This is a genomic window from Sphingorhabdus sp. (assembly GCF_040079335.1).
GTDB lineage: Bacteria > Pseudomonadota > Alphaproteobacteria > Sphingomonadales > Sphingomonadaceae > Sphingorhabdus_B.
This window is the reverse complement of record NZ_JBEBKL010000010.1, coordinates 39,254-64,454: the sequence shown is the minus strand read 5'-3', so window position 1 is coordinate 64,454 and position 25,201 is coordinate 39,254. Positions and strand designations below refer to the sequence as shown.

The following is a 25,201-nucleotide window of genomic DNA, read 5'->3' as shown; positions in this document are numbered from 1 at the left end:
GGGGCCCGCGCCGCAGGCGGGGGAGGGAGAGGGGGTGTCCCTTCAAAGTCTGACCTGCTCGCCCGCGCCAAATGGATGCGTCTCAACCCGACAGAGGCCGAAAAGCGTCTTTGGATGATATTGCGAGCCAAACGATTGGTCGGCTATAAATTCAAACGGCAGGTCATCATTGACAGCTACATTGTCGACTTCATCAACTTCGATCACCGTTTGATTGTTGAGGCTGATGGCTCTCAGCACGCCGAAAGCGAGTATGACAAAAGGCGTGACGCATATTTGGAAAAGCTGGGCTTCTCGGCGCTGCGTTTCTGGAACAGCGACATTTTGAAAGACAGCGATGCTGTCGCCGAAACCATCTGGCACGCATTGCAATCACCCCCTCTCCCTTCCGCCGCTACGCGGCTCCCTCCCTCTCCCGCAAGGGGAGAGGGGTTAGAAAGTGCCTATCATGTCTGAATATGACCTAATCGTCCTCGGTTCCGGCCCCGGTGGCTATGTTGCGGCCATCCGTGCAGCCCAACTTGGGCTGAAAACCGCGATTGTCGAGCGGGAGAATCTCGGTGGGATCTGCCTTAACTGGGGGTGCATCCCGACTAAGGCTTTGCTGCGCTCGGCGGAGATCTATCATTATATGCAGCATGCGGGCGATTACGGGCTGACCGCGGCGAATATCAGTGCGGATATCGACGCGGTGGTGAAGCGCTCGCGCGGCGTTGCCAAGCAGCTCAATCAGGGCGTCACGCATCTGATGAAGAAGAACAAGATCACCGTCCATATGGGCGATGGCAAGCTGACCGCGCCCGGCAAATTGACAGTGACCAAAGACGGCAAGACCGAAGAGCTGACCGCGAAAAATATCATCGTCGCAACAGGCGCGCGCGCGCGCGACCTGCCTTTCGCACCTGCAGACGGCAAGCGCATCTGGACCTATCGCCACGCGATGGTGCCGCCTGAAATGCCCAAGAAATTGCTGGTGATCGGCAGCGGCGCGATCGGCATCGAATTTGCCAGCTTCTACAACGATATGGGCGCGGAGGTGACCGTCGTCGAAATGATGGACCGCATTGTGCCGGTCGAGGACGCGGACGTTTCAACTTTCCTTGAAAAGGCACTGAAGAAGCAGGGTATGACGATCATGACCGGGGCAGGGGTCGAAAGCCTGAAAGCCACCGCTTCGGGCGTCTCCGCCGCGATCAAGGGTAAAGATGGCAAGGTCGTTGCGTCTGAATTCACCCATTGCATCGTCGCCATCGGTATCGTCCCCAATACCGAGAATATCGGGCTGGAGGCGCTTGGCGTTGCAACCGAGCGCGGGCATATCAAGACCGACCCGATGTGCCGCACTAATGTGCCTGGCCTGTGGGCGATAGGTGACGTCACGGCGCCCCCCTGGCTTGCGCACAAGGCGAGCCACGAGGGCGTGATAGCTGCAGAAGCCATATTCGGCGGTCATCCGCACGCGATGGACCCGAAAAACATCCCCGGCTGCACCTATTGCCACCCGCAGGTCGCCAGCGTTGGCCTCACCGAAGCCAAGGCGAAGGAAGCGGGTTACGACGTCAAGGTCGGCAATTTCCCCTTCATCGGTAACGGCAAGGCCATCGCACTCGGCGAGGCCGAAGGCTTCATCAAGACCGTGTTTGACGCCAAGACCGGTGAGCTGCTCGGCGCGCATATGGTCGGCGCGGAAGTGACCGAGCTGATCCAGGGCTATACCATCGGCAAGACCGCCGAGCTGGTCGAGGCCGATTTCATGCACACCGTCTTCCCGCATCCGACGCTCTCTGAAATGATGCATGAGAGTGTGCTGGGGGCCTATGGCAAGATGCTGCATATGTAATCGGCAGTTGACCAAAAGCCTCGTTCGGCTAGCTTCATAGTGGGTTGCGAAGGAGGCTTATGAAACCGATCAATGCACTGTTTTCCGCGACTCTGGCTCTGCTTCTCACCGGCTGCTGGACGTCCGAAGCGCCGCTGATGCCCGATGAGGTGATGGACACACCGTCGCTGTCGGGAACCTATTCACGCTTCGAAGGCGAGGTTTTCACCGGCGATCGCTATGTTGTGTCGCTGGATGGCAATGAGTTGGCGGTTGAACATTCGGAATTCGGCAACGCTGCCAAACCAGCCTATGCCATAACGTTCGACGCATTGGTGGACGACTTATATCTTGCACAGGTCGTTAACGCGAATGGCAAGATGGAGGCGTATCGCATGTTTCGCATCAACGACGACGGCAACGAAGCACTTGAAATGGATTTTGACTGCGGCGATCCAGAAACGGCGCTGCCGGGGGTCGAAAGCGACGGCACCGACTGCCAGTTTTCAAACTATGACTCACTCAAAAAAGCGGCGCTGGCTCGTGCCAATGAATTTAGCGAACAGAGCAAAGGCGCTGTGATCGTCTCCCGCTTCGAACGCATTCTACTCGATTGATCGGCTGATCTGCCAATTGCCGAAAAATCGCTGTCCTACCGCCGCCCAATCTGCCTAATGTTTGAAAGCAAGATTCGGGAGAAGATAGACATGGGTTATGGCGTGAACTTTCTGAGAAATGCTGGGGTTTTGGCGGTGGCATTGGCGGCAGTTCAGTCTGCGCCGTCCTGGGCGAACACGGTCATCACCGGCGCGCGCATGCTCGATGTGTTGACCGGCAAGACCGTCGAATATCCCGCAATATTCGTTGATGAAGGCGGCCGCATTACCAGCATTGCCGATGCGCGAACCGTCAAATGGGGCAGCGACGTCACCCATATCGACCTTGGCGATCGCACATTGCTCCCCGGCCTGATCGACATGCACGTTCATCTGGACGGTCCCGCCGATATCGGTGGCTATCGCGGCTTGGAATTCACAGACAGCTTCTGGGGAATGACGGCGGTGGGCAGTGCCAAGGCGATGCTCGATGCGGGCTTTACCACCGTGCGCAATGTCGGATCGGACAACCGCAACGACATCGGCCTGAAACAGGCGATCGACAATGGCTATGCTGTCGGCCCGCGCATTGTTCCTGCAAGCTATGCGCTTGGCGCGACCGGCGGGCATTGCGACTCCACCTTCCTTCCACCGAGTCTTGAAAAGGACGGGAAAGAAGAAGGCATTGGCGATAGCATCGACGAGCTGCGCTATCAGGTGCGTCGCCAGCGCAAATATGGCGCGGAAGTTATAAAGATCTGCGCAACCGGCGGTGTTTTCTCGCGTAACACCGAGCCAGGGCAGCAGCAGCTATCCGAAGAGCATATGCGTGTGATTGCCGACGAGGCACATCAATGGGGCATCCGCGTCGCGGCGCATGCACATGGCGGTGATGGCATCAAGGCTGCGATCAAGGCGGGTATCGATACGATCGAACATGCCAGCCTTGTCGACGATGAAGGCATCAAATTGGCGGCGGCGCGCGCCCGTCCGGTCTGGTTCGCAATGGACATCTACAACACCGAATATACCCAGGCCGAAGGCGCCAAAAATGGCGTGCTCGAGGATAATCTGCGCAAGGACCGAGAGATTGCGCAGATCCAGCGCGATAATTTCCGCAAGGCGCACAAGGCGGGCGTGAAGATGGTGTTTGCGTCCGACGCGGGTGTCATGCCGCATGCCGAAATCGGCAAACAGTTCCGCGTGATGGTCGAATATGGAATGACGCCGCTGGAAGCTATTCAGGCAGCGACGCGCAACGCCGCACAGGCGCTTGATCGGGAAAAGGATGTCGGCGCTTTGGCGGTAGGGCGCTACGCCGATATTGTTGCGGTTGATGGTGATCCGCTTTCCAACGTGCGCGAACTCGAGTCGGTCGACGCAGTTGTAAAAGGTGGCAAACGCATCCGCTAAGCTAATGAGTTCAGCATCAATTCAGTGGCAATTTGAAACATTGCGATTGCCCGCAGCCCTGTGATAATCAGTCGATGTGGGAAGATAAATCGTTCGCTAGAAACTGGGGAGCAACGAAATGATTATGAGCTTGGCGCTGGCCATGGCGCTCAACATGGCGGCAATGAAGGGCGATGCGCTCGATGAAGCGCGCAAGGGCTTCAACAATTGCCTGATCCGCGAGCATAATGAATCGGTGAAGGTCAAAAAATCTGGTTCGGAATTCAACGAACTGATCCAGAAAGCCTGCATGACCGAACGCCAAAGCTATTTTGACCTGCTGGTCAAATCAGAACGCAGCTATGGATCGAAACAGGCTGACGCCGAAAAATATGCCAATGAAGAGATCCAGATGATGATCGATAGCACCACCAGCGCGTTCGGTGAAAACGCGTCGAATGGCGGACAATTGGCAGAAGAGAAGTAAGGGATTGGCGGACAGGGTGGGATTCGAACCCACGGTGAGCTTACACCCACGCCGGTTTTCAAGACCGGTGCCTTAAACCACTCGGCCACCTGTCCGCGTCGCGGGTCGCCCTAGCTATCAATTGTCGTGCTGGCAAGCGGTCCGCGCCGGTGCGGCTGCTTTTCTCTACGCCAAAGTTGCGCGAATGTCTCCGCCGCGACGAGGGGAGCGGCCGGCGCGGCAATCTGCTGTTATTATTGTGTAAGGACAGCAAAACCATGTTATGATTTGCCATAGGCTGAAGAGGAGGCTGTGTGGCTTTGCGTTTCGGGAAATATCCGGTTGATGGTGTGGCGGCAGCATTGTTGCTTGCGGCGTTGAGCCCGCCTGCTGCACTTTCGGCGCAGCAGGCACCCATTGTCACCACCGAACAAAGCCATTCGCACGCCTTCGCCCAATATCTGCAGACCGTGCGCGCCCGGGCCGAGCGGGAAGGGGTCAGCAAGGCGACGCTTGATCGTGTTATCCCGACGCTGACCTATCTTCCTCGCGTTGTGCAACTCGATCGGGGCCAGCCTGAAACCCCGGGCGCTACCGCCATTCCGGATTTTGAGCCCTATCGGCGCAAGCATGTCGATGCGGCGCGCATCAACCGTGGCCGCTCGAAATATACCGAATTGCGCCCATTGCTGCAGCGGATCGAAAATGAAACCGGCGTGCCCGAAGAGGTGATGATCGCCATTTACGGCCATGAGACCAATTATGGCGCGGTCATGGGCAATTTCCACGCACCCGATGCGCTTGCTTCGCTCGCCTTTGAAGGCCGCCGTCGCGATCTGTTTGAGGCTGAACTGGTGGCGGTGCTAAAAATGATCGACCGCGGCGTGCCCAGCTATGCCATTACCGGCAGCTGGGCTGGCGCACTCGGTCGCCCGCAGTTCCTGCCTTCGGTCTATTTGCGTCTTGCGCGCGATGGTGACGGTGATGGCTATGCCGATATCTGGAAGAGCGAAGTCGACGCGATGACGTCAATCGCCAATTATCTGATGAACGCAGGCTGGCGCCGGAATGAGCCGTGGGGCTTTGCCGTCAATGTGCCCGCCTCGCTCGATCGCAACAGCATAAAAAGCACAATGGTGCCGCCCCGCTGCGCTCGCGTCTTTGCCCGTCACAGCCGCTGGATGCGGATATCGGAATGGAAACAGCGTGGCATCAACGTGCAAAATGGCGTCTGGCCCGATGATAATATGCAGGCGGCCTTGATAGAGCCCGATGGTGAAGGGCAGACCGCATATTTACTGGGCAGCAACTATCGCGCGATATTGGATTATAATTGCTCCAATTTTTACGCTCTTTCGGTGGGGTTGCTTGCAGATGCGGTTCGAAACTAGATTTTTGGCAGCCACTGCCGCGCTTTTGGCGCTGGCATCATGTGGTGGCGGCAGAGGCAACGCCGTTTCAACGGCGAGTTCGGCTTCGGTCGAGCGGGTCAGCGATTATCCCGTCAAGCTTGGTGATCCATTCACCATAAGCACAACCAAATACACGCCCGAAGACGTCGCGCTCTATGACGATGTTGGCCTTGCCGGAATTTATGGGGGTGAGTTGGCCGGGGCCACGACCGCCAATGGCGAACCTTTTGTTGCTGCGGCGATCTCCGCTGCGCACAAGACCTTGCCGATGCCGAGTTATGTCGAAGTCACTGCACTCGATACCGGTCGCACCATCCTCGTCCGGATCAATGATCGCGGCCCGATGAACAACGACCGTTTGATTGGCCTTTCCGAAGGTGCGGCGCGGCAACTGGGCATCGCCGACAAGGGCGTGACCGGGGTCCGCGTGCGCCGCGTCAATCCGCCAGAGAATGAGCGATCAACCTTGCGCGCAGGGCAACCGGCAACGGTGCGGATGGATACGCCGGAATCGCTGCTGAAGGTGTTGCGCGACAAGCTTGCCAAACAGGCAAAGCCGGTGGTGGTGGTTGCCCCGCCTGAAAAGCCGGTAACAGCGGCGCCTGCCAAGAAAGAGCCAACAAAAGCTCCCAAGCCCGCACCGGCAGCCAAGAAGGAAGACGCCAAACCGGCTCCAGTGGCAGCAAAGCCCAAGGACGAAACCAAGCCCAAGGCGGCCACTGGCGGCTCGCATGTCGTGCAGGTGGCGGCCTTCGCCTCGCGCGCCAATGCCGATGCGCTGGCCAAGAAACTCGGAGCTTCGGTAGCGCCTAGTGCCGATGGCAAATTGTTTCGCGTGCGTTTCGGGCCATTTGCAACCGAGAAAGAGGCACAGGCGGCACTCGCCGATGCCAAAAAGCGCGGCTATCCACAGGCAAGGATGCTCCGCGAAAAGCTTTGACTGGCGAAGGTCGCATTCGCCGGTTAACTAGCCGGAATGCGACTGCTTTTGTCCTTCATCCTGTTGTTCCTGACCCAACCTGCCTTTGCAGGCGTGCTAACCTATAAGACACAGGCGCCGATCGCCTATCTGGTCGATGCGCATAGCGGCGTTGTTTTGTTCGACAAGGCGAGCGACAAGCGCATCCCGACGGCATCAATGGCAAAGATGATGACGGCCTATGTAGCCTTTGAAGCAATCAAGGCGGGCAAGCTTGACCGGAAGCAGAAATTCGCGATGCGCCCCGAGACATGGGCCAAGTGGAATAATCGCGGATCAAGCATGTTCCTGAAGTCGAAGCAGCAGGCGAGTGTGGAGGATCTGCTGCACGGCATCCTCACGCTTTCAGGCAATGATGCCTCGGTGGTATTGGCTGAGGGCATCAGCGGCAGCGAAAAGGCCTTTACCGAGGAAATGAATGCAGCGGCTGAGCGTTTAGGCATGAAAGACAGCCGGTTTGGCACTGCCAATGGCTGGCCCGACAAGGGAGGTACCTATTCGACCGCGCATGATCTGGCTGTGCTGGCAAAGCGGATCATCGAGGATCACCCCGAATTGTTTGCCGAATTTTTCAATCAACGCTCGTTCAAGTGGAACAATATCGCGCAGCCCAATCGCAATCCGTTACTGGGTGCCATTGAAGGCGCCGACGGAATGAAGACCGGGCATAGCAACGAGGCAGGTTATTGCCTCGTCGGGACCGCACAGCGCGGACCTCGCAGGTTGATCATGGTCGTGGCAGGTTTGCCGACGATGCAATCACGGGTGGAAGAAGCGCGGGCGATGATGCGCTGGGGCTTTGATAAATGGGAGGAAAAGCCCTTGTTCGATCCCGGACAACAGGTGGCGGACATTCCGGTTCAGCTCGGAACAGACAGTACCGTCGGTGCGATCGCCCCGCACAAGATTTCGATGCTCGGATTGAAGGGCGATCTCGCTAAGCCACGATTGACGATGCGCTACACCGGCCCCGTGAAAGCGCCGCTGCGCAAAGGCGACACCGTTGGTCAGTTGACGGTGCACTATCCCGATGGCTTGCAGCAGAAATTCCCGCTGGTGGCTGCAAATGATGTAGATGCAGCCAACTTTGTCGAACGCGCGTGGAATGGCTTCGTGTCGATATGGAGCAAAGCCGCATGACGCAGGGACGGTTTATCTCGATCGAAGGCGGCGAAGGCGCAGGCAAGTCGACGCAGATCGCCCTGCTGGCCGAACGACTGAAAGCTCACGGCTTGTCGGTCGATCTGACCCGCGAGCCCGGAGGCACTGAAGGCGCGGAGGCGATCCGTCAGCTGCTGCTGGGGGGAGGGGACGACCGCTGGGGCCCATCCGCCGAAGCCATGCTCTTCGCCGCCGCACGCAGCGACCATGTCGAAAAGCGCATCAAGCCGGCGGTGGCGCAGGGCATCTGGGTGATTTCCGACCGCTTCCTCGACAGCAGCCGCGCCTATCAGGGAGCAAGCCTAGGGTTGAGCGATGCTGTCATCATGGATCTGCACCGAGTCGGCAGCGGCGGCTATCTGCCTGATCGGACGATTGTGCTGGATTTGCCACTCGACGCGTCGCGCCAGCGGACACAGGCGCGCGATGGGGACAGTGCGGACCGCATCGGCGGACGCGATGATGCGTTCCACCAGCGGGTGCGCGATGCCTTCCATCGGATCGCGCAGACCGAGCCCGAACGTGTCCGCTTGATCGATGCCAGCGGCACGCCGGACGAGGTTTCGGCGCGCATTTTTGCCGAGATAGCCGACCTGCTGCCATGACGCGCATTTTCGGCCATGACACGCATTTCCAAAGCTTCGCCAAGGCGATAGCGAGCGGGCGGCTGCATCATGGCTGGATTTTGGCGGGACCGCGCGGAGTAGGAAAGGCGGGTTTTGCGCAGGAAGCCGCGCGGTTGCTGGTCGATCCAGACAACCGCTATGCCTCAATGGTCGATCACCACACCCATCCCGACATCATCTGGGTGCAACGCTTGCCCAAGGAAGTGCCCAAAGAGGGGGAAGCCGCCGATCCCGATGCCGAACTCAAACGCAGCATCGCCATCGACCAGATACGTAGCGTGCAGCATAGCCTGACAACGCGGCCTTCAATGGGGCCGAAACGTGTCGTCATCATCGATGCGGCGGACGATCTGGAACGCGGTGGGGCCAATGCGCTGCTCAAATCACTCGAAGAGCCGCCGGTCGGCACCTATTTCATGCTGGTCAGCCATGCAAGCGACCGGTTGCTGCCCACGATCCGCTCGCGCTGTCAGGTCATGCGCTTCGAAGCATTGGGCGATGCCGAAATGCAGCAAGCACTATTGCAGGCATTGCCGCAGGCGTCGACAAGCGAGGTCGATGCGCTGGTCCGTTCAGGCCGCGGGCTTCCCGGGCAGGCGATGATGCTCGCGGGCATGGATTTCGGCGCAATCGAAGACATGGCTGACGAGATCATACGAAGTGGGGATCCGACCAACAAGCTGCGCCACAAGCTGGCCGAGACTCTATCGTTGAAGAACGCACAGGCAAGCTATGAGGCCTTTTTGCGCTTTGTTCCGGTGCGGATCGCAGCCATTGGCCGCACTCTTGATACCGGGGCTGCTATCAAGGCGGTTGACGCCTTTCATGAAGCCGACAGGCTGGCGGCACGCGCCATCGGGCTGACACTTGATAAACAGGCGGTTCTCCTCCAAATGGGCAACCTGCTGGCCGGCCTGCAAAAGCGCGGCTGATAAGCCTTCCTTGCTGATAACAGAAAAGACCATGTCGGAACCCTATTATATCACAACTGCCATCGCATATCCCAATGGCCGCCCGCATATCGGCCATGCCTACGAAGCGATTGCCACCGATGCCGTTGCCCGCTTCCAGCGCCTGATGGGCCGCGATGTGCGGATGGTGACAGGCACCGACGAGCATGGCCTGAAAATGGCGCAGACGGCGCGTGCCGCCGGGCGCGATACGCTCGAATTCGCCGATGAAATGTCATCCTATTTCAGGGATATGTGCGAGAAATTGAACATTTCGAATGATGTTTTCATGCGCACCAGCGACGATAAACATCACGAAGCGAGCATCGCCATCTGGAAGGCGATGGAAGCGAGCGATGACCTCTATCTGGATCGCTATGAAGGCTGGTATTCTGTTCGCGACGAGGCCTTCTACGGCGAGGAAGAGCTGACTGAAGGGGAAGGGGGTGTCAAACTCTCGCCCCAGGGCACGCCAGTCGAATGGACTGTCGAGGAAAGCTGGTTCTTCCGTCTTTCCAAATATCAGGATGCACTGCTCGCGCTATATCGTGACAATCCGGATTTCATCCGCCCCGAAAGGCGCAAGAATGAGGTTTTGCGCTTTGTCGAAGGCGGCCTCAAGGATCTCAGCGTCTCGCGCACCAGTTTCGACTGGGGGGTGCCGGTTCCGGGGTCTCCAGGACATGTCATGTATGTCTGGGTCGACGCACTGACGACTTATCTGTCGGGCATCGGTTATCCCGATATGGAAGGCGAATTCGGCCGCTACTGGCCAGCAAATGTCCATATCATCGGCAAGGATATTGTGCGTTTCCACGCCGTGTACTGGCCGGCCTTCCTGATGTCGGCGGGTCTTCCGCTTCCCAAACAAGTGTTCGGGCATGGCTTCATTCTTGCCCGCGATGGCGCCAAGATGGGCAAGTCAGCGGGCAATGCCGCCGATCCGCTCGAACTGGCTGAACGCTATGGCGTGGACCAGTTTCGCTATTTCCTGCTCCGCGAGGTCAATTTCGGGCAGGATGGCAGCTGGAGCGAGGAAGCGATTGTCACGCGGTCAAACGCCGAACTCGCCAACAGTTTTGGTAATCTGGCCCAACGCACACTGAGCCAGATCTTCAAAAATTGCGACGGCTATCTGCCCGCAATTCATGGCCATACAGAGGACGACAATGCGTTGTTCGAACTTGTCGGCAAAACCGTTTCTGAGACTATTCCGGCAGCTCTTGAAAATCTTGCTCTGTCGCAGGCAGTAGAGGCGTGGATTTCAGCCGTTTTTGCCTGCAATGCCTATATCGATGCGCAAGCACCGTGGACGCTGAAAAAGACCGATTTTGCCCGTATGGAAACCGTGCTGGCGACTCTCTATATCTCGATTGCGCAATTGGCGGTCGCCATTTCGCCGATCATCCCGGCAGGCGCTGAAAAGCTGCTCGATAGCATGGGTGTTCCGGCTGAATTGCGCAATTTCAAGGGAATTGCCAGCCACTGGTACTCACCCCTTGCAGAGGCCGATTTCAGGCTTGAACAACCGCAAGGGCTATTCCCCCGGCTGGAACTGCCCGAAGAGGCCTGAGCCATGTTCGTCGATTCGCACTGCCACCTCAATTACAAAGGCCTTGTCGAGCAGGAGAGGGGGGTGCTGGAGCGTGCACGTGCGGCAGGGGTGGGGGCGATGCTCAACATCTCGACGCGCGAAAACGAATGGGATGCGGTGATTGGTCTGGCAGAACGCGAGCAGGGCGTTTGGGCCTCTGTTGGCATCCATCCCCATGAAGCTGATCAGCATGGCGAGATAACCAGCGAAAAACTCATCGAAAAATCGCGAAATTCACGCGTGATCGGTATCGGTGAAACCGGTCTCGATTACTACTATGATTATAGCGATCGTGAACAGCAAAAAGCCTGTTTCCACCAGCATATCATCGCAGCGCGTGAAACCGGACTGCCGATCATCGTCCACACGCGCGATGCCGAAGAAGATACAGCGCAAATTCTGCGTGAAGAAATGGAGCGGGGCGCCTATCCCGGCGTGATCCATTGTTTCACCGCAAGTGCAGAATTTGCGCGGATTGCACTTGATCTGGGGCTCTATATTTCGCTGTCGGGCATCGTGACTTTCAAAAATGCCAAGGATTTGCAGGATATTGCAAAGACCATTCCCGAAAACCGCTTGCTGATCGAGACGGATTCGCCATTTCTCGCGCCGGTTCCGCATCGCGGCAAAACCTGCGAACCAGCCTTTGTGAGCAATACGGCACAGTTTTTAGCGGACCTGAAAAACGTTCCAGTCGAAGAGCTTGCAGAGAAGAGTACGGAAAACTTCTTCAATCTGTTCAGCAAGGCCTCACGCGATGGATAGGCTGGCGACGCCCGAAGCCGTTTATGCGATTATCATATTGATCGTCATCGCCAGCGGCCTGATCGCACGACGGCTTCCGTTTAAACAATATGCCAAGATGATCTTAGCCTGGATCGGCATATTTGCAGTTCTTTTTGTCGGCTTCAGCTTCCGCCCCGAACTGTCGATGGCTTGGAACCGCGTCAAAGGCGAACTGACCGGTGCGCCGCGGCAAAGCGTTGAAGGCGAAACGCTCCGCCTTGTGCGGCAGGATGACGGGCATTTCTGGCTTCGTGCGTCGATAAATGGCGTTGAAGCCGATTTCATGGTGGACAGCGGAGCATCGACAACAGCAGTCGGCGCAGCCTTGGCCAAAGAAGCCAAAGTGCAGCTGGACGGTCGGTCGACCGAACTGGAAACCGCCAATGGTGTAATCGAAGCGAAACTCGGTGAAGTCCGTGCGCTCCGCATTGGCGAGTTGCAGATTGACAATCATAGCGTCGTCATCGCCGAAAATTTTGGCGACACCAATGTCGTCGGCATGAACTTCCTGGATAGCTTTGATAGCTGGACGGTGAAGGGCGATATCATGGAGCTCAAGCCCTGAGGGGGTCTTCTCCGAATACGTATTAAACTCGATTTAACATAATATATATTATCGCACTTAAAGATGGATAAGCTATGACACCCCCTTCAATCATGAAACTGGCGGAAATCATGGCAAAGCTGCGCACGCCGGTAACCGGTTGCCCATGGGATCTGGAGCAGGATTTCTCCACGATTGTGCCGTACACAATCGAAGAAGCTTATGAAGTCGCCGACGCGATTGAACGCAATGACATGGCAGCGCTCAAGGATGAGCTTGGAGATCTGTTGCTGCAGGTCGTATTCCACAGCCGCATGGCCGAAGAAGCTAGCCTGTTTGATCTGCAGGACGTTATCGACAGCATAAGCGACAAGATGATCCGTCGTCATCCGCATGTCTTTGCAGATGCAGATGCCGATACAGCCGATGCGGTCGTGACCAATTGGGAGGCCATCAAAGCTGCCGAGCGGCAGGGTAAGTCGCCGGATGCATCAGCGCTTGCCGATATCGCCTACGCGCTACCAGCGCTGCTGCGCGCACAGAAACTACAAAAGCGCGCATCGCGCACCGGTTTCGACTGGGACAATGTCGAAGATGCTATCGCAAAACTCGAAGAAGAAGTCGTCGAACTGCGCGAAGCGACCTCGGCTGCTGATAAAGCCGAAGAGGCCGGCGACCTGCTGTTTGCCGCCGTCAATGTCTGTCGTTTGGCTGGCGTCGATGCAGAAACCGCGCTCAAGGCGGCGAACCTCAAATTTGAACGCCGCTTCCGTGCGATGGAAACGATCGCGGGCGATCAATTCGAACAACTGGATCTGGATGCCAAGGAAGGCCTGTGGCAGCAGGTAAAGGCAGCCGAACGCGGTTAGGCGTGGGGGTAGAGCTTATCATACTTGCCCCAGCCACGCGGGGTCAGGTTGGCAATGATATGCAGCTTCCCTGCCTTTTCCTCGACCGAGAAAACCTGCCCCTTTGAATGCAGCCACGCCAATACATCGCCTTGTGCAGCATCGAGCACCAGTTCGCGCTCTATTCCCTCCGCCGTGATCCGGGCGGCCAGTTGCTCGATGAATTGATCGACGCCCTCTCCCATTTGCGCCGATATCAGGAAGCAATTGGGAGTACGTTTGGCCAGTTCAGACAATTGCGCCTTTTCTTCAAAAGGCAATTTGTCGCACTTGTTCCACATTTCGATGATTGGGGGGCTATCCCCTTCCCCATTCTCCCCGATGCCAAGCTCGCGCAGGATCGACAGCACATCGGCGCGCTGCCCCTCGGTAGAGGGATGCGCGATATCGCGGACATGGACGATATAGTCAGCGCTGGTGACTTCCTCGAGCGTCGCCCGAAAAGCCGCTACCAGCTGCGTCGGCAAATCTGAGACGAAGCCCACCGTGTCGGACAGGATCGCCTTTTCGACGCCGGGCAGTCTGACCTGCCGCATCGTCGGATCGAGTGTGGCAAATAGAAGATCCTCGGCGAGCACAGAAGCGTGGGTCAGACGGTTGAAAAGCGTAGATTTTCCGGCGTTGGTATAGCCGACGAGCGCGATTGTGGGCCAAGGGGCCTTTTTGCGACGCGCCCGGTGGATGCCGCGTGTGCGCTGCACCTGTGACAGTTCCTTGCGAAGCCGCGCCATGCGGTCGCGGATCATCCGCCTGTCTGCCTCGATCTGGGTTTCGCCGGGACCACCAAGGAAACCAAAGCCGCCACGTTGGCGCTCAAGGTGGGTCCAGCTGCGCACAAGCCGCCCTGCCTGATAATCGAGATGCGCCAGTTCGACCTGCAACCGCCCTTCCGCCGTTGCCGCTCGTTCGCCAAAAATTTCGAGGATCAGGCCGGTCCGGTCGATCACCTTTGCCTTCACCCTGTCTTCCAGGTTGCGTTGCTGGATAGGCGACAAAGCGCCGTCAATGATCAGCAGTTCCGCACCCTTATCCTCGACCAGAGCGGCGAGTTCATCAACCTGCCCTCCCCCCAACAGCGTCGCTGCGCGCGGGGAGCGAACGCGATAATGGCGTGCTTCGATCACGTCGAGACCAATGGCGGCCGCGAGCCCGATCGATTCCTCAAGCCGGTATTCAGCATTGCCCGACGCGGTGCCGGGCAATTCGGGATAGGCAATTATAGTCGGTGTATCGCGGGAAAAACCGTCATCTTCATTCCGGTTGAAGACGCTCAATCATCCCCTCCGTCGGCTTCCTTGTTATATTCGGCAAGGTTGACCGTGCGCAAAGGCTGGATCGTCGATACTGCGTGCTTATAGACCAATTGCATTGTGCCATCGCGCTCAAGCAACAGCGAAAACAGGTCATAAGCGGCAATGGTTCCCTGCAACATCACGCCGTTGACAAGGAAGGTCGTCACCGGCTCCTTCTTGTCGAGCATGGCGTAAAGGAACACATCCTGCAGCATGCCCGGGCGGTGTTGCACATTGGACATCATCGCATCGAACATCGAACGATCGGGCGACTGCGAGGGCATAATCGTCGAAATGCTGTGCTTGTACACCAGCTGCGACTGGCCGTCGCGGCGGAGAAGCACGGAGAAATTGTCGAACCAGGTGACAACGCCCTGCAGCTTGACGCCTTTGACAAGGAACATTGTGACCGGTGTTTTGGATTTGCGGAGAGAGTTCAGGAACAGGTCCTGGAGGCCGTTATTTTTTTCAGTCATTATGCTTTCCTGTTATGTTTTTGGGTCGGGAGAACGTACCAACGCCGCCAAATTGGCGACTTTCGCAATCTATAACATGATATTTCTGCGCCGCGAATATGAAAATTGTGCTACACCAGTTCACAAAGTTGCATCATTGCGCGTGCGCGTGCGCTTCAAAACTCCTCCTCTTCTCCACCCTCGCTGCCCTTGCGCACAACGATGCCGAGCAGCTTGAGTTTGCGGTGCAACGCTGATCTTTCCATCCCGACAAAGGTAGCCGTTTTGGAAATATTGCCGGAAAAGCGGCGTATCTGGACTTGCAGATATTCACGTTCAAAGGCTTCGCGCGCCTCACGCAAAGGTGACCCCATGATCGACGTCATCTGGTTGCTATAGCCCGGATTGATGCCGTTGATTTCCACAGGCAGCATATCCGCATCGATCTGGCGTAACCGGTCTGCTGGGGCGAGGATGATTGTCCGCTCGATGATATTGCGTAACTGCCGCACATTTCCGGGCCAGTCACATGCCTGCAGGGCAGCAACGGCATCGTCCGATATGGTCGGCGCCGGGACGCGATGTTCGACTGCGAAGCGGGCGGCATAGTGACTGGCCAGCGCGGGAATATCCTCCCGCCTTTCCGCCAGTGGCGGGATGGCGACTGGCACGACATTGAGCCGGTAAAACAAATCCTCGCGGAACCGGCCATTGGCTATCTCGTCCTGCAAATCACGCGCGGTCGCCGAAACGAAGCGCACATCGACCCTGACTGGGCGATTGCCGCCTACGCGAACAAAGCTTTGTTCGGTCAGCACGCGCAAAATCTTGCCCTGCGTCGTCCAGGGCATGTCAGCCACTTCGTCAAGGAACAGCGTGCCACCATGCGCGCGTTCGAGCATGCCTGCCTGGATCAACTGCCCATTTTCTTCGACGCCGAACAATTCTTCCTCAAACCTGTCAGGCGATAGACGCGCGGCACTGACCGAAATGAACGGATCATCCATCCGCGGGCTCCAGCTATGAAGCAAACGCGCGGCCACTTCCTTCCCCACCCCGGCAGGTCCGGTAATCAACAGGCGGCTTCCAGTGCCTGCGACCTTTTTCAGCGTTGCCCGCACCGCATTGATCACTGCCGATGTGCCGGTCAGCTCCTCTGCCTGCCCTACAAGCGCCTTCAGCGAGGCATTTTCCTGCCGTAGACGCTGCGTTTCGGTTGCTCTCGCGACCAGATGGAGCAGCTTTTCAGCCTCAAACGGCTTTTCGAGGAAATCCACAGCGCCCGAGGATATCGCCGCAACAGCCGTGTCGATATTGCCATGTCCGGAAAAGACGATCACCGGCACATTGGCATCGCGCGCCTTGAACAGTTTGAGCAATTCGAGCCCATCCATGCTCGACCCCCGTAGCCAGACGTCGAGCAAGACCAGAGAGGGCAAACGGTCGTCAAATGCTTCCAGCGCCGCTTCGGCGGTTGCCGCGGTGCGGGTTTCATAGCCGTCGTCTGACAGGACACCGGCCACCAGTTCGCGAATATCGTCCTCGTCGTCGACAATGAGAATGTCGAGTGCCATCGTCAGATCCTATTCTGTCTTATCATTTTTGCTGTCAGATCGCGCCCCAGCGCCACCGGAGAGAACTGCATCGAGCCGGAGTAGATCGAAACTCATGGTCACCGTCGCACCGCCTTCGCCATTATCGTCGAACATCAGCACGCCCTGATGCTCCTCGACGATCTTCTTGACGATCGCCAGCCCCAGCCCCGATCCGGTCGCCCGCGTGGTAACATAGGGTTCGACAATCCGGTCGCGCTCGGGGGGGAGGCCGATGCCATTATCCGCGATCTGCACCGATATTTTTCCGTCGCCGGTCTCGATCCGCACTTCGACACGCCCTTTGGCTGCCGCCTCGCGTTGCTTGATCGATTCTACCGCGTTTTTGAGGATATTGGTCACCGCCTGGCCAAGTTGCCGCCGGTCTGCCAGCATCGACACGGGGCCCTTTGGCGGCTGATAGTCAAATTCAATATCCGTATTCGCGACCTCGAACAGGAACACCGCATGGCCAACTATATCGGCCATATCCTCGTCGCGGAAAACCGGTTTGGGCATGCGTGCGAAGGATGAAAATTCGTCGGCGATATTGCGCAGATCGCCCACCTGCCGGATGATCGTTCCGGTCAGTTGTTCAAAAACGTCGGCGCCGTCATCGATCTGTTTGCCAAAGCGACGGCGCAGCCGTTCGGCTGCCAGTTGGATCGGGGTTAGCGGGTTTTTGATTTCATGCGCGATCCGCCGCGCCACATCGGACCATGCCGCGCGCCGCTGGTCCGAAAGCTGCTGGGTGATATCCTCAAAGGTGACAACCTGCCCGCCTTCGCCATCCGAAATCTTGATCGCCAGCGTCTGCGGTTCGGTGCCATCGCCCACCTGCAAAATGGCGTGCGAGCGGCCATCGGCTGGCAGGTCCTTCACAAAAGGTGCGACCTCGGCCAGTTTGCGGCCAACAATTGTGCCCTCCCCTTTCGAAAGCAACCGATCGGCTGTGCCATTGGCCAGGCGGATCGTGCCATCACGATCCACATTCACAATAGCGGCAGAAACCGATTCCAGCACCGTTTCGATAAAGGCACGGCGATCGTCGAGCTGCCGGTTGGCCGCCAGCAGAGTCTCAGTTTGTGATTGCAGCCGCTCGGTCATCCGATTGAACGAGCGTGACAGAAAACCGACTTCATCCTTGCGAAGCCCCTCTTCGGCAACGCGGATTGAGAGGTCGCCATTGGCAATACGCTGCGCCGCATCGACCAGATTGTTGACCGGGCGAACAAGCCTGTCGGCCACAAACAGTGCCACCCACACGGCGACACCGATAATCAGCAGCGAAACAATGTAGAGCAAGGCGTTGAACTGCAACTGCAGGCTTCGCGAACGCGATTCCATCGCCTTATAGTCTTCCAATACGCTCTGCGCCTTTTCGCCCAGCATGAACGAAGGAACACTGACGGTGCGGCTTGCGTAGAGATAGGTTTCGGGCTTGTCGAAAAGTCGGCTAACGGCCACAATCCTGTCTGACTGTGCCGTCACCACAAGGTCCTGCCCGCCACGCAACCGTTTCAAATCGACGGCACTGATCCATTGCGGCTTTGGCTTTTCTTCGGGCGAAACGAGCGCAGCCGTCCGTTGCTCGCCTCCACCAGTCACGGAAACAATTGCCGACTCGCTCAATTTCCGTCGCAAAACCTGATCATAATAAAAGCTCAGAAATTGCGGATCGGTTGCGCTCGCCTGCTCAAGAGCGAAGCGGATATCACCGGCCATGACAATCGTTTCATCGCCGACATCGCGCAGCTTTTCTTCATAATAGCCTTCTGCCAACGCACCCGCATTTTCGAGCATGCCTTGCGCGGAATTGGAAAACCAGAACTGCACCCCGCTTTGAAACAGCACCGATGCGAATATCGACAGCAAGAGAGCCGGGACCGCAGCGAGCAAGGAAAAAATCGCTACGAGTCTAACGTGCAACTGCCCTTCGCTTTCCCCGACGGTCGATGCCCGCTTGATCGCAATACGTCGCCCGGCGAGCATTATCGAAGTGGTGGCCGGCAACAGATTGGCGATCAGCAAGGCGGCGGCAAATGGGGGAGAAAGGGGCTCGGTTTCCGGACCCTGCCCAATAAGGATCCACGCGGTCAACCCTGCCATGACCAACAGGATGAGAGCGTAGCCATATTCTAATATTCTGACGACATTGGGTTTGCCCAGCCAGCGTATCGCCTCAACCCAGCGCGATGCGCTGATAGAAACGTTGCCGTCGGCGTGAGAGTCTGGGACTGTTGCCATTGAGCAACTTGTGCCATGCAAAACGTGGCAAGAAAAGCACAATCAGTCGGCAAACTAACCAGTTGGCCGCATTAGCGACGCGTTTCGCCTAACTTGCTGTTCGCCAGACCATAGTCATTCAGCTTTTTGCGCAGCGTATTTCTGTTGATCCCCAATATCGCCGCTGCCTGCAACTGGTTGCCGCGCGCCTGCTGCATGATTGCCTGCAGCAAGGGTTTTTCAAAGGCCGCCAGCGCGCGCACATAAATGCGCTCCCGCCCATGACCACGCTGTCGCTGCTCGGCCATGAATTGCGCCACCGCAGCTTCGAAACTGCACATACCACCCGCAAGCATGGGCTCGGCATCGGCTGACCCCGCTATTTGCATGACGGTTGCCTCTGAAATACAATCCTCGCGCGCGGTCAGCGTGAGCCGATAAATGAAATTCTTCAACTCGCGCACATTGCCCCGCCACGGCATCTGCGTGAGGCGCGCGATGGCATCCTCGTCAATCTGCTTGGAAGGCAACCCCTCCCCTGCAGCAAGATTGAGGAAATGGCGGGTCAACAATCCGATGTCTTCTGGTCGAGCACGGAGTGGCGGCAGGTGCACCGGCACAACGTTGAGCCTGTAGAATAGGTCCTCGCGGAATTTGCCCTCGGCGATCAGCGCCTCCAGATCCTGGTTGGTCGCTGCGATGATGCGTACATCCAGACGGATGCTCGCCTTGCCGCCGATGCGGCTGATTGTTCCGCTCTGCAGCGTGCGCAACAGGCGGGTCTGCGCATGATAGGGCATGTCGCCGATTTCATCGAGGAACAGCGTGCCACCCTGCGCCTGCTCAAAGCGGCCGATCCCCTGTCCGACTGCGCCCGTAAAAGCGCCCTTTTCATGGCCGAACAATTCAGCCTCGATCAGTTCTGAGGGAATAGCGGCCATGTTAACCGCAACAAAGGGGCCGGTCTTGCGGTGGCCCAGATTGTGGATCGCTTCTGCGACCAGTTCCTTGCCGGTGCCCGATTCACCGAGGATGAGCGCGGTCAGGTCGTTGCGCAAAAGCCGCGCGACCATGCGATAGACATCTTGCATTGCCGGGCTGCGCCCAACCATCGGCATGGTCGCTTCCAGCAGCGTGCCGCTCTCGCCTTGGTTGTCGGAGCGTCGCTTCTCGATCCCCTGTTTGACCGCGAGAACCAGCTCATCCAGATCGAATGGCTTGGGGAAATATTCGAAGGCGTTGATCTCGCTCGCACGCACCGCGGTATCGAGTGTATTCTGTGCCGACATGATGATGATCGGCATGTCGGGTGATTTTGCAATCACTTCTTCGAGGCTCGAAATGCCGTCGCGATCCTTCAGCACGACATCGGTCAGCATCAGATCATAGCGGTTTCCGGCGAGCGCGGCGTCGCGCGCGTTCGCGCTTTCGCAGACATCAACTTCAATACCCTCCGCCTCAAGCGCGGAACGCACCACCATGCCGATCGAGAGATCATCCTCGACAATCAATACCTTGTCGGCACTCATGCGCTGGTCTTTCTTTCGGCTACAGGAAGGAAAATGCGGAAAATCGTCCGCTGGCTTTCAGGGTCGCGTTCCACGGAAATGCGACCGTTCATCTGCGACAGATATTTGCGCACAATGGCGAGGCCTAGCCCCTGCCCTTCACGTTTGGTGGTGACAAAGGGCGAAAACAGTTCATTTTCTATATGTTGCGCAATACCCGGCCCATTGTCGCTGATCGCCACCTCAACCGGCAGGCGCACACCCTTGTCGCCTTCGCTGCGAAGTGCTGCCCCCATCACGAAACGGGTGGAGATGCCGATTTGCGGGTCTTCGGTATGCGCCAGCGCGTCGATGCCGTTCTGGATCAGGTTGATCAAAACCTGCACCATGGCGTCAGCCTCTATCTGCACATCGGGCAGCGAGGGGTCATAGTTGATGTCGATTGCGGGCATCGCCTTGTTCGCCGCACGAACCGAGCGGATAGCCCGTTCGATCAGCTCATGAATATTCTCGGCCTGCATCTGGCCTGGCATCACGCGTCCCAGATTTTGCATCTGGTCAAGCAATCGTGCGATGCGATCCACCTCATGCACGATCAAGTCGGTGAGCGGTGCCTGCTTGGGATCGACCTTGCGCGCGAGCAATTGGGCAGCGCCTTTGATGCCCGCCAGCGGGTTTTTGATTTCATGACCAAGAATGGCGGGCGCGCCCATTGCCTGCTGTTTGCCGCCATCGGTCTGTTCGCCAATTTGGTCACGGTCGGCCTGCCTCGGCACGAGGATGTAGAGGCGGCAGTCCGGATAGCCCAGCGGTGTGGTGATATTCAGATCGACATAATTTGTCTGCGCGCCATGCGTCAGGAAGCGCATATTCTGTGCGCTGATATCGCTCTCGCGCACCGCAACCGCGCCGTTGAGGCGTTCGCTTGCGAAACGCAGCAGCGATTGCGAGGGTTCACCGATGATACGACGGCTGCTCCTACCGAAAAAGGCTTCGGCTGCTTCATTGGCATAGAGGATAAGATTGTCCGCGCCGGACAACAGCAATGGCAGGGATATCGTTGACAGCAACAGCCCGTCGGGCGGGCGGTTCGCCGCGATCGTCGTCGCCTCAGGCGGCATTGCGCATCAACAGTGGCTCGTAAAAGCGCGCGAGTTCGCCCAGCACCTGGTCGGCGTCATCGATGCGGTTGACCATATTGCGGAACTCGGCCGATCCCGTCAGCCCTTTGGTGTACCAGCCAATATGCTTGCGTGCGCAAGGTACGCCGACCTGCCGCCCATAATGATCCATCATCGCCTTATAATGTTCGACGATCAGATCATATTGCACATCGATAGACGGGTCAGGCAGGCGCGTGCCGGTGTTGAACCAGTGCATCACCTGCCCCAGCAGCCACGGCTTGCCATAGGCCCCGCGGCCAATCATCACACCGTCGGCGCTGCTATCGGCGAGCGCCTTGTCGGCATCCTCGATCGAGCAGATATCGCCATTGACGATCACGGGGATGTTGACGGCGTCCTTGACCTTGCGGACGAAGGCCCAGTCGGCATGGCCTTTATACATCTGGTTGCGCGTGCGGCCGTGGACGGTGACCAGCTTGGCGCCCAGATCTTCGGCGATATGCGCGAGTTCGGGGGCGTTCAGGCTACTATGATCCCAGCCCATGCGCATTTTGACCGTGACAGGGACCGAAACCGCCTTCACCGTCGCCTCAATCAGGCTGGCAGCAAGTGGCAGATCGCGCATCAGCGCCGATCCGGCATCGCCATTGACCACCTTCTTCACCGGGCAACCCATATTGATGTCGATAATCGCAGCGCCGCGATCTTCGTTGAGCTTGGCTGCCTCGGCCATTTCTTTGGGGCCACAACCGGCAAGTTGCATCGACACCGGTTCTTCGGACATATGCCAGGCCGCCTTTTGCAGCGACTGGCGCGTCTCGCGGATCATCGCCTGGCTGGCGATCATCTCGGTAACGTTCAGGCCCGAACCGAAACGGCGGACCAGCGTGCGGAACGGCATATCGGTCACGCCTGTCATCGGGGCGAGCACCACCGGGCATGCGATTTCCAGCGGACCGATCTGGATGGGTTTAAGTTTCATCTGCGTCTCAGAATATGTCGTACAGCACAAAGCTGCCTAAAATTTAGGCAGCGCCCTAGCGATATTCGCCTTGGCGCGCAAGTCTGCAGCGATTAGGGCGCTCGCCATGCAAAGCGATTTGCCTTCAGCCGCGATCATCGTTGCCGCAGGGGCGGGCAGCCGCACAGGTGGCGATATTCCCAAGCAATACCGGCTGGTCCGCGGCAAAGCGATGCTGCGACACAGCGTCGAGGCCTTTGTCACGCATCCGGCTTTCCAGCACATCATTGTAGTGATTGGTAAGAGTCAGGATACACTTGCCCGCGATGCATTGTTGGGCATTCCAGACGTGATTTTGGTCGAAGGCGGAAAAGAGCGCATAGATAGTGTTAGATGTGCGATCCATTATCTTGATAAGATAGGTTTTAGTGGCAACACTTTTATCCATGACGCTGCCCGGCCATTTTTGTCGGGGCAGGTGATTGATCGCTTGCTTGCAGCATTGGCGTCATCCGAGGGCGCGGTTCCCGCACTGCCTGTCGTCGACAGCCTCTCGCGCGGCAACGCCGAAGGCAGCTTGACAGAAGTTGTTGATCGTGAACAACTTTATCGAATCCAGACTCCCCAAGCCTTCCGTCATGACGTCATTTCAAAGGCCCATAAAGACTGGAACATAGGTCAGGTGTCCACCGATGATGCCCGGATGGTGATGGCCGCTGGGCATCAGGTCAAAATTGTCGAGGGCGACGAAAATCTCGCCAAATTCACCTTTGCCGATGACTTTGATCGCCAGTTGGGCCAATCGGAAAACATGCATGATGTCCGCACCGGCACCGGCTATGATGTCCACCGCCTCGCCAAAGGTGAGGAATTGTGGCTTTGCGGGCTTCGTATCGACCATGAATATGGCCTTGCCGGGCATAGCGACGCCGACGTTGCGCTCCACGCCCTGACCGACGCCATATTGGGGGCGGCAGCGCTGGGAGATATCGGAGACCATTTCCCGCCCAGCGATGCGCAGTGGAAAGGCGCCAGTTCCGAACGGTTTCTCGCCCACGCCGCCAAGCTGGCGGCGGACAAAGGATTCCGGATTGCGCATCTTGACGTCACTATCATCTGTGAAGCGCCGAAAATCGGTCCGCACAAAAAGGCGATGAAAACGCGTGTTGCAGAGATCGCGGCTATCGAAACCGACCGGGTTTCGATAAAAGCCACAACAACTGAAAAACTCGGCGTTACCGGTCGCGGCGAAGGAATCGCGGCGCAGGCAATAGCCACTTTGGTCAAATGAAAGGCCTGATATGAAAAAACTTCTCGCAAGTGCCGCTGCTTTGGTTGCCATGTGCAGCCATCAAGGTGCCTTGGCTGCTCAAGCCACCAAACCATGCATGACCAACAGCGAGTTTCAGAGCGTAGCTGTTGTGCTGCTACCTGCGCTCCACAGCCAAGCGGTGACCAGCTGCAAGGCGTTTCTGCCAGCCAATGCAGGCCTGCTGGTCCAATCCGCTGAGCTAACCGCGCGCTATGCGACGTCGGCGGAACGTGAACGCACCGCTGCCGGCGACATATTGGCGCGGTTACTGGCCAAGGAAATGCCGGTTCCCATGTCCGGTTCGGCGATACTGCCCTTTATCGAAGGCATGGTGCCTGCCATGCTGGCGCAAGAGATTGACGCAGAAGCCTGCGAAGTCGCGAACAACATATGGACTGCCATTGCGCCGTTGCCGCCCGAGAATATTGCTTCGACACTGGGTGCGATCCTTTTGGCCGCATCGAAAGACAAAGCAAAGGATAGCAAGAACAAATCGGACCGCCGTTCTTTCGACGATTTTGCCGTTTGCCCCTATGTCGCAACCGCGCAGGCACCCGGTTCGTGAACAGCATGCTTCCCAAAGAAGTCTATAAGTTGGCAGCCGAGGTCGTGGCGGCAAACAAGGCGGCGGGCCGGATGATCGTCACCGCCGAAAGCTGCACCGGGGGCCTCGTCGCGTCGGCGATTACCGAAATCGCGGGAAGCAGCGCCGTTTTGCAGGCGGGCTTTGTGACTTATTCGAACGAAGCCAAGATCAAGACGCTCAAGGTCAGTGAAGAATTGATCGACACCTTCGGCGCGGTGTCCATCGCGGTCGCATGGGCGATGGCCCAGGGCGCTCTAAAACGCAGCAGCGCCGATATAGCGGTCGCGATCAGCGGCGTTGCAGGGCCAGATGGCGGCACCCCGCAAAAGCCCGTCGGCACGGTGGTCTTTGCGGTCGCTGAACGCGGCAAAGACCCCGAAGATGTCGTGGCCGACAAGATCCACTTTGGTGAAGACAAAAGCCGCGCTGAAATCCGCAAGGCGGCTACGCTACACGCGCTTCAGCTTCTGATACCATCTCCGTAAAGCACGCCTGCCCGCTCGATAAAGGCGTCGGTCATTTTGCGCAGTGCGTGATCAAAAAACTGCCCGGCCAAAGCCTCGAACACGCGGTTGTGGAAGGAGAAATCGACGGTGAAGTCGACGATGCAGCCGTCTGCGGTTTCTTCGAACAGCCATTGATTATGCAGATGCCGCAAAGGCCCGTCGAGATAGTCGACTTCAATCTTTGACTTGGGCGTTTTCAGCACCCTTGAACTGAAGGATTCGCGCAGCGATTTGAAACCGACGATGAGGTCGGCCATTGTTTCGGTTTCGCTGTCAGTCCGGACGCGCACCGCCGCCACCCAAGGCAAAAACTCCCCATAACGGCGTATATCGACGACAAGTTCGTACATCTGGTCTGCACTATAGGGCAGCGACCGGCGTTCGTGATGATGCGGCATGCCCCTAC

25 protein-coding genes and 1 tRNA gene are annotated in these 25,201 nt (G+C 57.7%); 17 read left to right on the top strand and 9 right to left on the bottom strand.

Features of this window, described 5'->3' with window-relative positions:
• The 5 genes from ABL922_RS05025 to ABL922_RS05005 form a co-directional block, all read left to right on the top strand.
• The coding region (locus ABL922_RS05025; RefSeq protein WP_349023109.1) for an endonuclease domain-containing protein at positions 1 to 456 on the top strand (456 nt) is incomplete at its 5' end.
• The gene (lpdA, locus tag ABL922_RS05020; protein WP_349023114.1) at positions 446 to 1,840 is read left to right on the top strand and encodes a dihydrolipoyl dehydrogenase; all 1,395 of its coding nucleotides are present in this window, start codon (positions 446 to 448) and stop codon (positions 1,838 to 1,840) included. The genes ABL922_RS05025 and lpdA, both read left to right, overlap by 11 nt.
• A gap of 59 nt (positions 1,841 to 1,899) precedes the next feature.
• On the top strand, positions 1,900 to 2,436 hold the full coding sequence (locus tag ABL922_RS05015) for a hypothetical protein (RefSeq protein ID WP_349023108.1): 537 nt from the start codon (positions 1,900 to 1,902) through the stop codon (positions 2,434 to 2,436).
• A gap of 90 nt (positions 2,437 to 2,526) precedes the next feature.
• A complete protein-coding gene (locus ABL922_RS05010; protein WP_349023113.1) occupies positions 2,527 to 3,828 on the top strand; it encodes an amidohydrolase family protein in 1,302 nt (433 codons plus the stop codon).
• Positions 3,829 to 3,946: 118 nt separating this feature from the next.
• Positions 3,947 to 4,294 carry a hypothetical protein gene (locus ABL922_RS05005; RefSeq protein WP_349023107.1) on the top strand — a complete coding sequence of 116 codons (348 nt, stop codon included), beginning with the start codon at positions 3,947 to 3,949 and terminating at the stop codon, positions 4,292 to 4,294.
• 5 nt (positions 4,295 to 4,299) lie between these two features.
• On the opposite strand, the gene ABL922_RS05000 is transcribed toward ABL922_RS05005, so the two are convergent.
• A tRNA-Ser gene (locus tag ABL922_RS05000) sits at positions 4,300 to 4,389 on the bottom strand.
• A gap of 300 nt (positions 4,390 to 4,689) precedes the next feature.
• On the opposite strand from ABL922_RS05000, the gene ABL922_RS04995 reads away from it, so the two are divergent.
• The 9 genes from ABL922_RS04995 to mazG all read left to right on the top strand — a co-directional run bounded on the left by ABL922_RS04995 (position 4,690) and on the right by mazG (position 13,194).
• The gene (locus ABL922_RS04995) at positions 4,690 to 5,664 is read left to right on the top strand and encodes a lytic murein transglycosylase (RefSeq protein WP_349023112.1); all 975 of its coding nucleotides are present in this window, start codon (positions 4,690 to 4,692) and stop codon (positions 5,662 to 5,664) included.
• Between the two features lie 4 nt (positions 5,665 to 5,668).
• On the top strand, positions 5,669 to 6,625 hold the full coding sequence (locus tag ABL922_RS04990; protein ID WP_349023106.1) for a septal ring lytic transglycosylase RlpA family protein: 957 nt from the start codon (positions 5,669 to 5,671) through the stop codon (positions 6,623 to 6,625).
• Between the two features lie 36 nt (positions 6,626 to 6,661).
• Positions 6,662 to 7,804, top strand: coding sequence for a D-alanyl-D-alanine carboxypeptidase family protein (locus ABL922_RS04985; protein WP_349023105.1), 1,143 nt, complete (start codon positions 6,662 to 6,664; stop codon positions 7,802 to 7,804).
• On the top strand, positions 7,801 to 8,430 hold the full coding sequence (tmk, locus tag ABL922_RS04980; RefSeq protein ID WP_349023104.1) for a dTMP kinase: 630 nt from the start codon (positions 7,801 to 7,803) through the stop codon (positions 8,428 to 8,430). Before ABL922_RS04985 ends, tmk begins: the two co-directional genes overlap by 4 nt.
• Positions 8,427 to 9,383: a DNA polymerase III subunit delta' gene (locus ABL922_RS04975; protein WP_349023103.1), complete on the top strand. Its 957-nt coding sequence runs from the start codon at positions 8,427 to 8,429 to the stop codon at positions 9,381 to 9,383. The genes tmk and ABL922_RS04975 overlap by 4 nt, the downstream gene beginning before the upstream one ends.
• Before the next feature lie 31 nt (positions 9,384 to 9,414).
• Positions 9,415 to 10,974, top strand: coding sequence for a methionine--tRNA ligase (gene metG / locus ABL922_RS04970; RefSeq protein WP_349023111.1), 1,560 nt, complete (start codon positions 9,415 to 9,417; stop codon positions 10,972 to 10,974).
• 3 nt (positions 10,975 to 10,977) lie between these two features.
• Positions 10,978 to 11,760 (top strand): TatD family hydrolase, encoded by a 783-nt coding sequence (locus ABL922_RS04965; protein WP_349023102.1) that lies wholly within the window; start codon positions 10,978 to 10,980, stop codon positions 11,758 to 11,760.
• Positions 11,753 to 12,346 (top strand): TIGR02281 family clan AA aspartic protease, encoded by a 594-nt coding sequence (locus ABL922_RS04960; protein ID WP_349023101.1) that lies wholly within the window; start codon positions 11,753 to 11,755, stop codon positions 12,344 to 12,346. Before ABL922_RS04965 ends, ABL922_RS04960 begins: the two co-directional genes overlap by 8 nt.
• Before the next feature lie 74 nt (positions 12,347 to 12,420).
• On the top strand, positions 12,421 to 13,194 hold the full coding sequence (gene mazG, locus ABL922_RS04955; RefSeq protein WP_349023100.1) for a nucleoside triphosphate pyrophosphohydrolase: 774 nt from the start codon (positions 12,421 to 12,423) through the stop codon (positions 13,192 to 13,194).
• On the opposite strand, the gene hflX is transcribed toward mazG, so the two are convergent.
• The 7 genes from hflX to dusB form a co-directional block, all read right to left on the bottom strand.
• On the bottom strand, positions 13,191 to 14,507 hold the full coding sequence (gene hflX / locus ABL922_RS04950; protein ID WP_349023099.1) for a GTPase HflX: 1,317 nt from the start codon (positions 14,505 to 14,507) through the stop codon (positions 13,191 to 13,193). The genes mazG and hflX overlap by 4 nt on opposite strands.
• Positions 14,504 to 15,001 carry an RNA chaperone Hfq gene (hfq, locus tag ABL922_RS04945; protein WP_349023098.1) on the bottom strand — a complete coding sequence of 166 codons (498 nt, stop codon included), beginning with the start codon at positions 14,999 to 15,001 and terminating at the stop codon, positions 14,504 to 14,506. Before hfq ends, hflX begins: the two co-directional genes overlap by 4 nt.
• Positions 15,002 to 15,156: 155 nt before the next feature.
• On the bottom strand, positions 15,157 to 16,554 hold the full coding sequence (locus tag ABL922_RS04940; protein ID WP_349023097.1) for a sigma-54 dependent transcriptional regulator: 1,398 nt from the start codon (positions 16,552 to 16,554) through the stop codon (positions 15,157 to 15,159).
• A gap of 9 nt (positions 16,555 to 16,563) precedes the next feature.
• Positions 16,564 to 18,819: an ATP-binding protein gene (locus ABL922_RS04935; RefSeq protein ID WP_349023096.1), complete on the bottom strand. Its 2,256-nt coding sequence runs from the start codon at positions 18,817 to 18,819 to the stop codon at positions 16,564 to 16,566.
• A 71-nt stretch (positions 18,820 to 18,890) separates the two neighbouring features.
• The gene (locus tag ABL922_RS04930; protein ID WP_349023095.1) at positions 18,891 to 20,327 is read right to left on the bottom strand and encodes a sigma 54-interacting transcriptional regulator; all 1,437 of its coding nucleotides are present in this window, start codon (positions 20,325 to 20,327) and stop codon (positions 18,891 to 18,893) included.
• Complete coding sequence (locus tag ABL922_RS04925) at positions 20,324 to 21,427, bottom strand: ATP-binding protein (protein WP_349023094.1); 1,104 nt, start codon at positions 21,425 to 21,427, stop codon at positions 20,324 to 20,326. The genes ABL922_RS04930 and ABL922_RS04925 overlap by 4 nt, the downstream gene beginning before the upstream one ends.
• On the bottom strand, positions 21,417 to 22,412 hold the full coding sequence (gene dusB / locus ABL922_RS04920; protein WP_349023093.1) for a tRNA dihydrouridine synthase DusB: 996 nt from the start codon (positions 22,410 to 22,412) through the stop codon (positions 21,417 to 21,419). The genes ABL922_RS04925 and dusB overlap by 11 nt, the downstream gene beginning before the upstream one ends.
• Before the next feature lie 106 nt (positions 22,413 to 22,518).
• On the opposite strand from dusB, the gene ABL922_RS04915 reads away from it, so the two are divergent.
• The 3 genes from ABL922_RS04915 to ABL922_RS04905 are packed head-to-tail and all read left to right on the top strand — an operon-like array spanning position 22,519 to position 24,774.
• On the top strand, positions 22,519 to 23,682 hold the full coding sequence (locus tag ABL922_RS04915) for a bifunctional 2-C-methyl-D-erythritol 4-phosphate cytidylyltransferase/2-C-methyl-D-erythritol 2,4-cyclodiphosphate synthase (RefSeq protein ID WP_349023092.1): 1,164 nt from the start codon (positions 22,519 to 22,521) through the stop codon (positions 23,680 to 23,682).
• A 10-nt stretch (positions 23,683 to 23,692) separates the two neighbouring features.
• Positions 23,693 to 24,268, top strand: a complete 576-nt coding sequence (locus ABL922_RS04910; RefSeq protein WP_349023091.1) for a hypothetical protein — start codon at positions 23,693 to 23,695, stop codon at positions 24,266 to 24,268.
• A gap of 5 nt (positions 24,269 to 24,273) precedes the next feature.
• Positions 24,274 to 24,774 carry a CinA family protein gene (locus ABL922_RS04905; RefSeq protein WP_349023110.1) on the top strand — a complete coding sequence of 167 codons (501 nt, stop codon included), beginning with the start codon at positions 24,274 to 24,276 and terminating at the stop codon, positions 24,772 to 24,774.
• On the opposite strand, the gene ABL922_RS04900 is transcribed toward ABL922_RS04905, so the two are convergent.
• The gene (locus ABL922_RS04900) at positions 24,750 to 25,193 is read right to left on the bottom strand and encodes a type II toxin-antitoxin system RatA family toxin (protein WP_349023090.1); all 444 of its coding nucleotides are present in this window, start codon (positions 25,191 to 25,193) and stop codon (positions 24,750 to 24,752) included. The genes ABL922_RS04905 and ABL922_RS04900 overlap by 25 nt on opposite strands.
• Positions 25,194 to 25,201 lie beyond the last annotated feature (8 nt).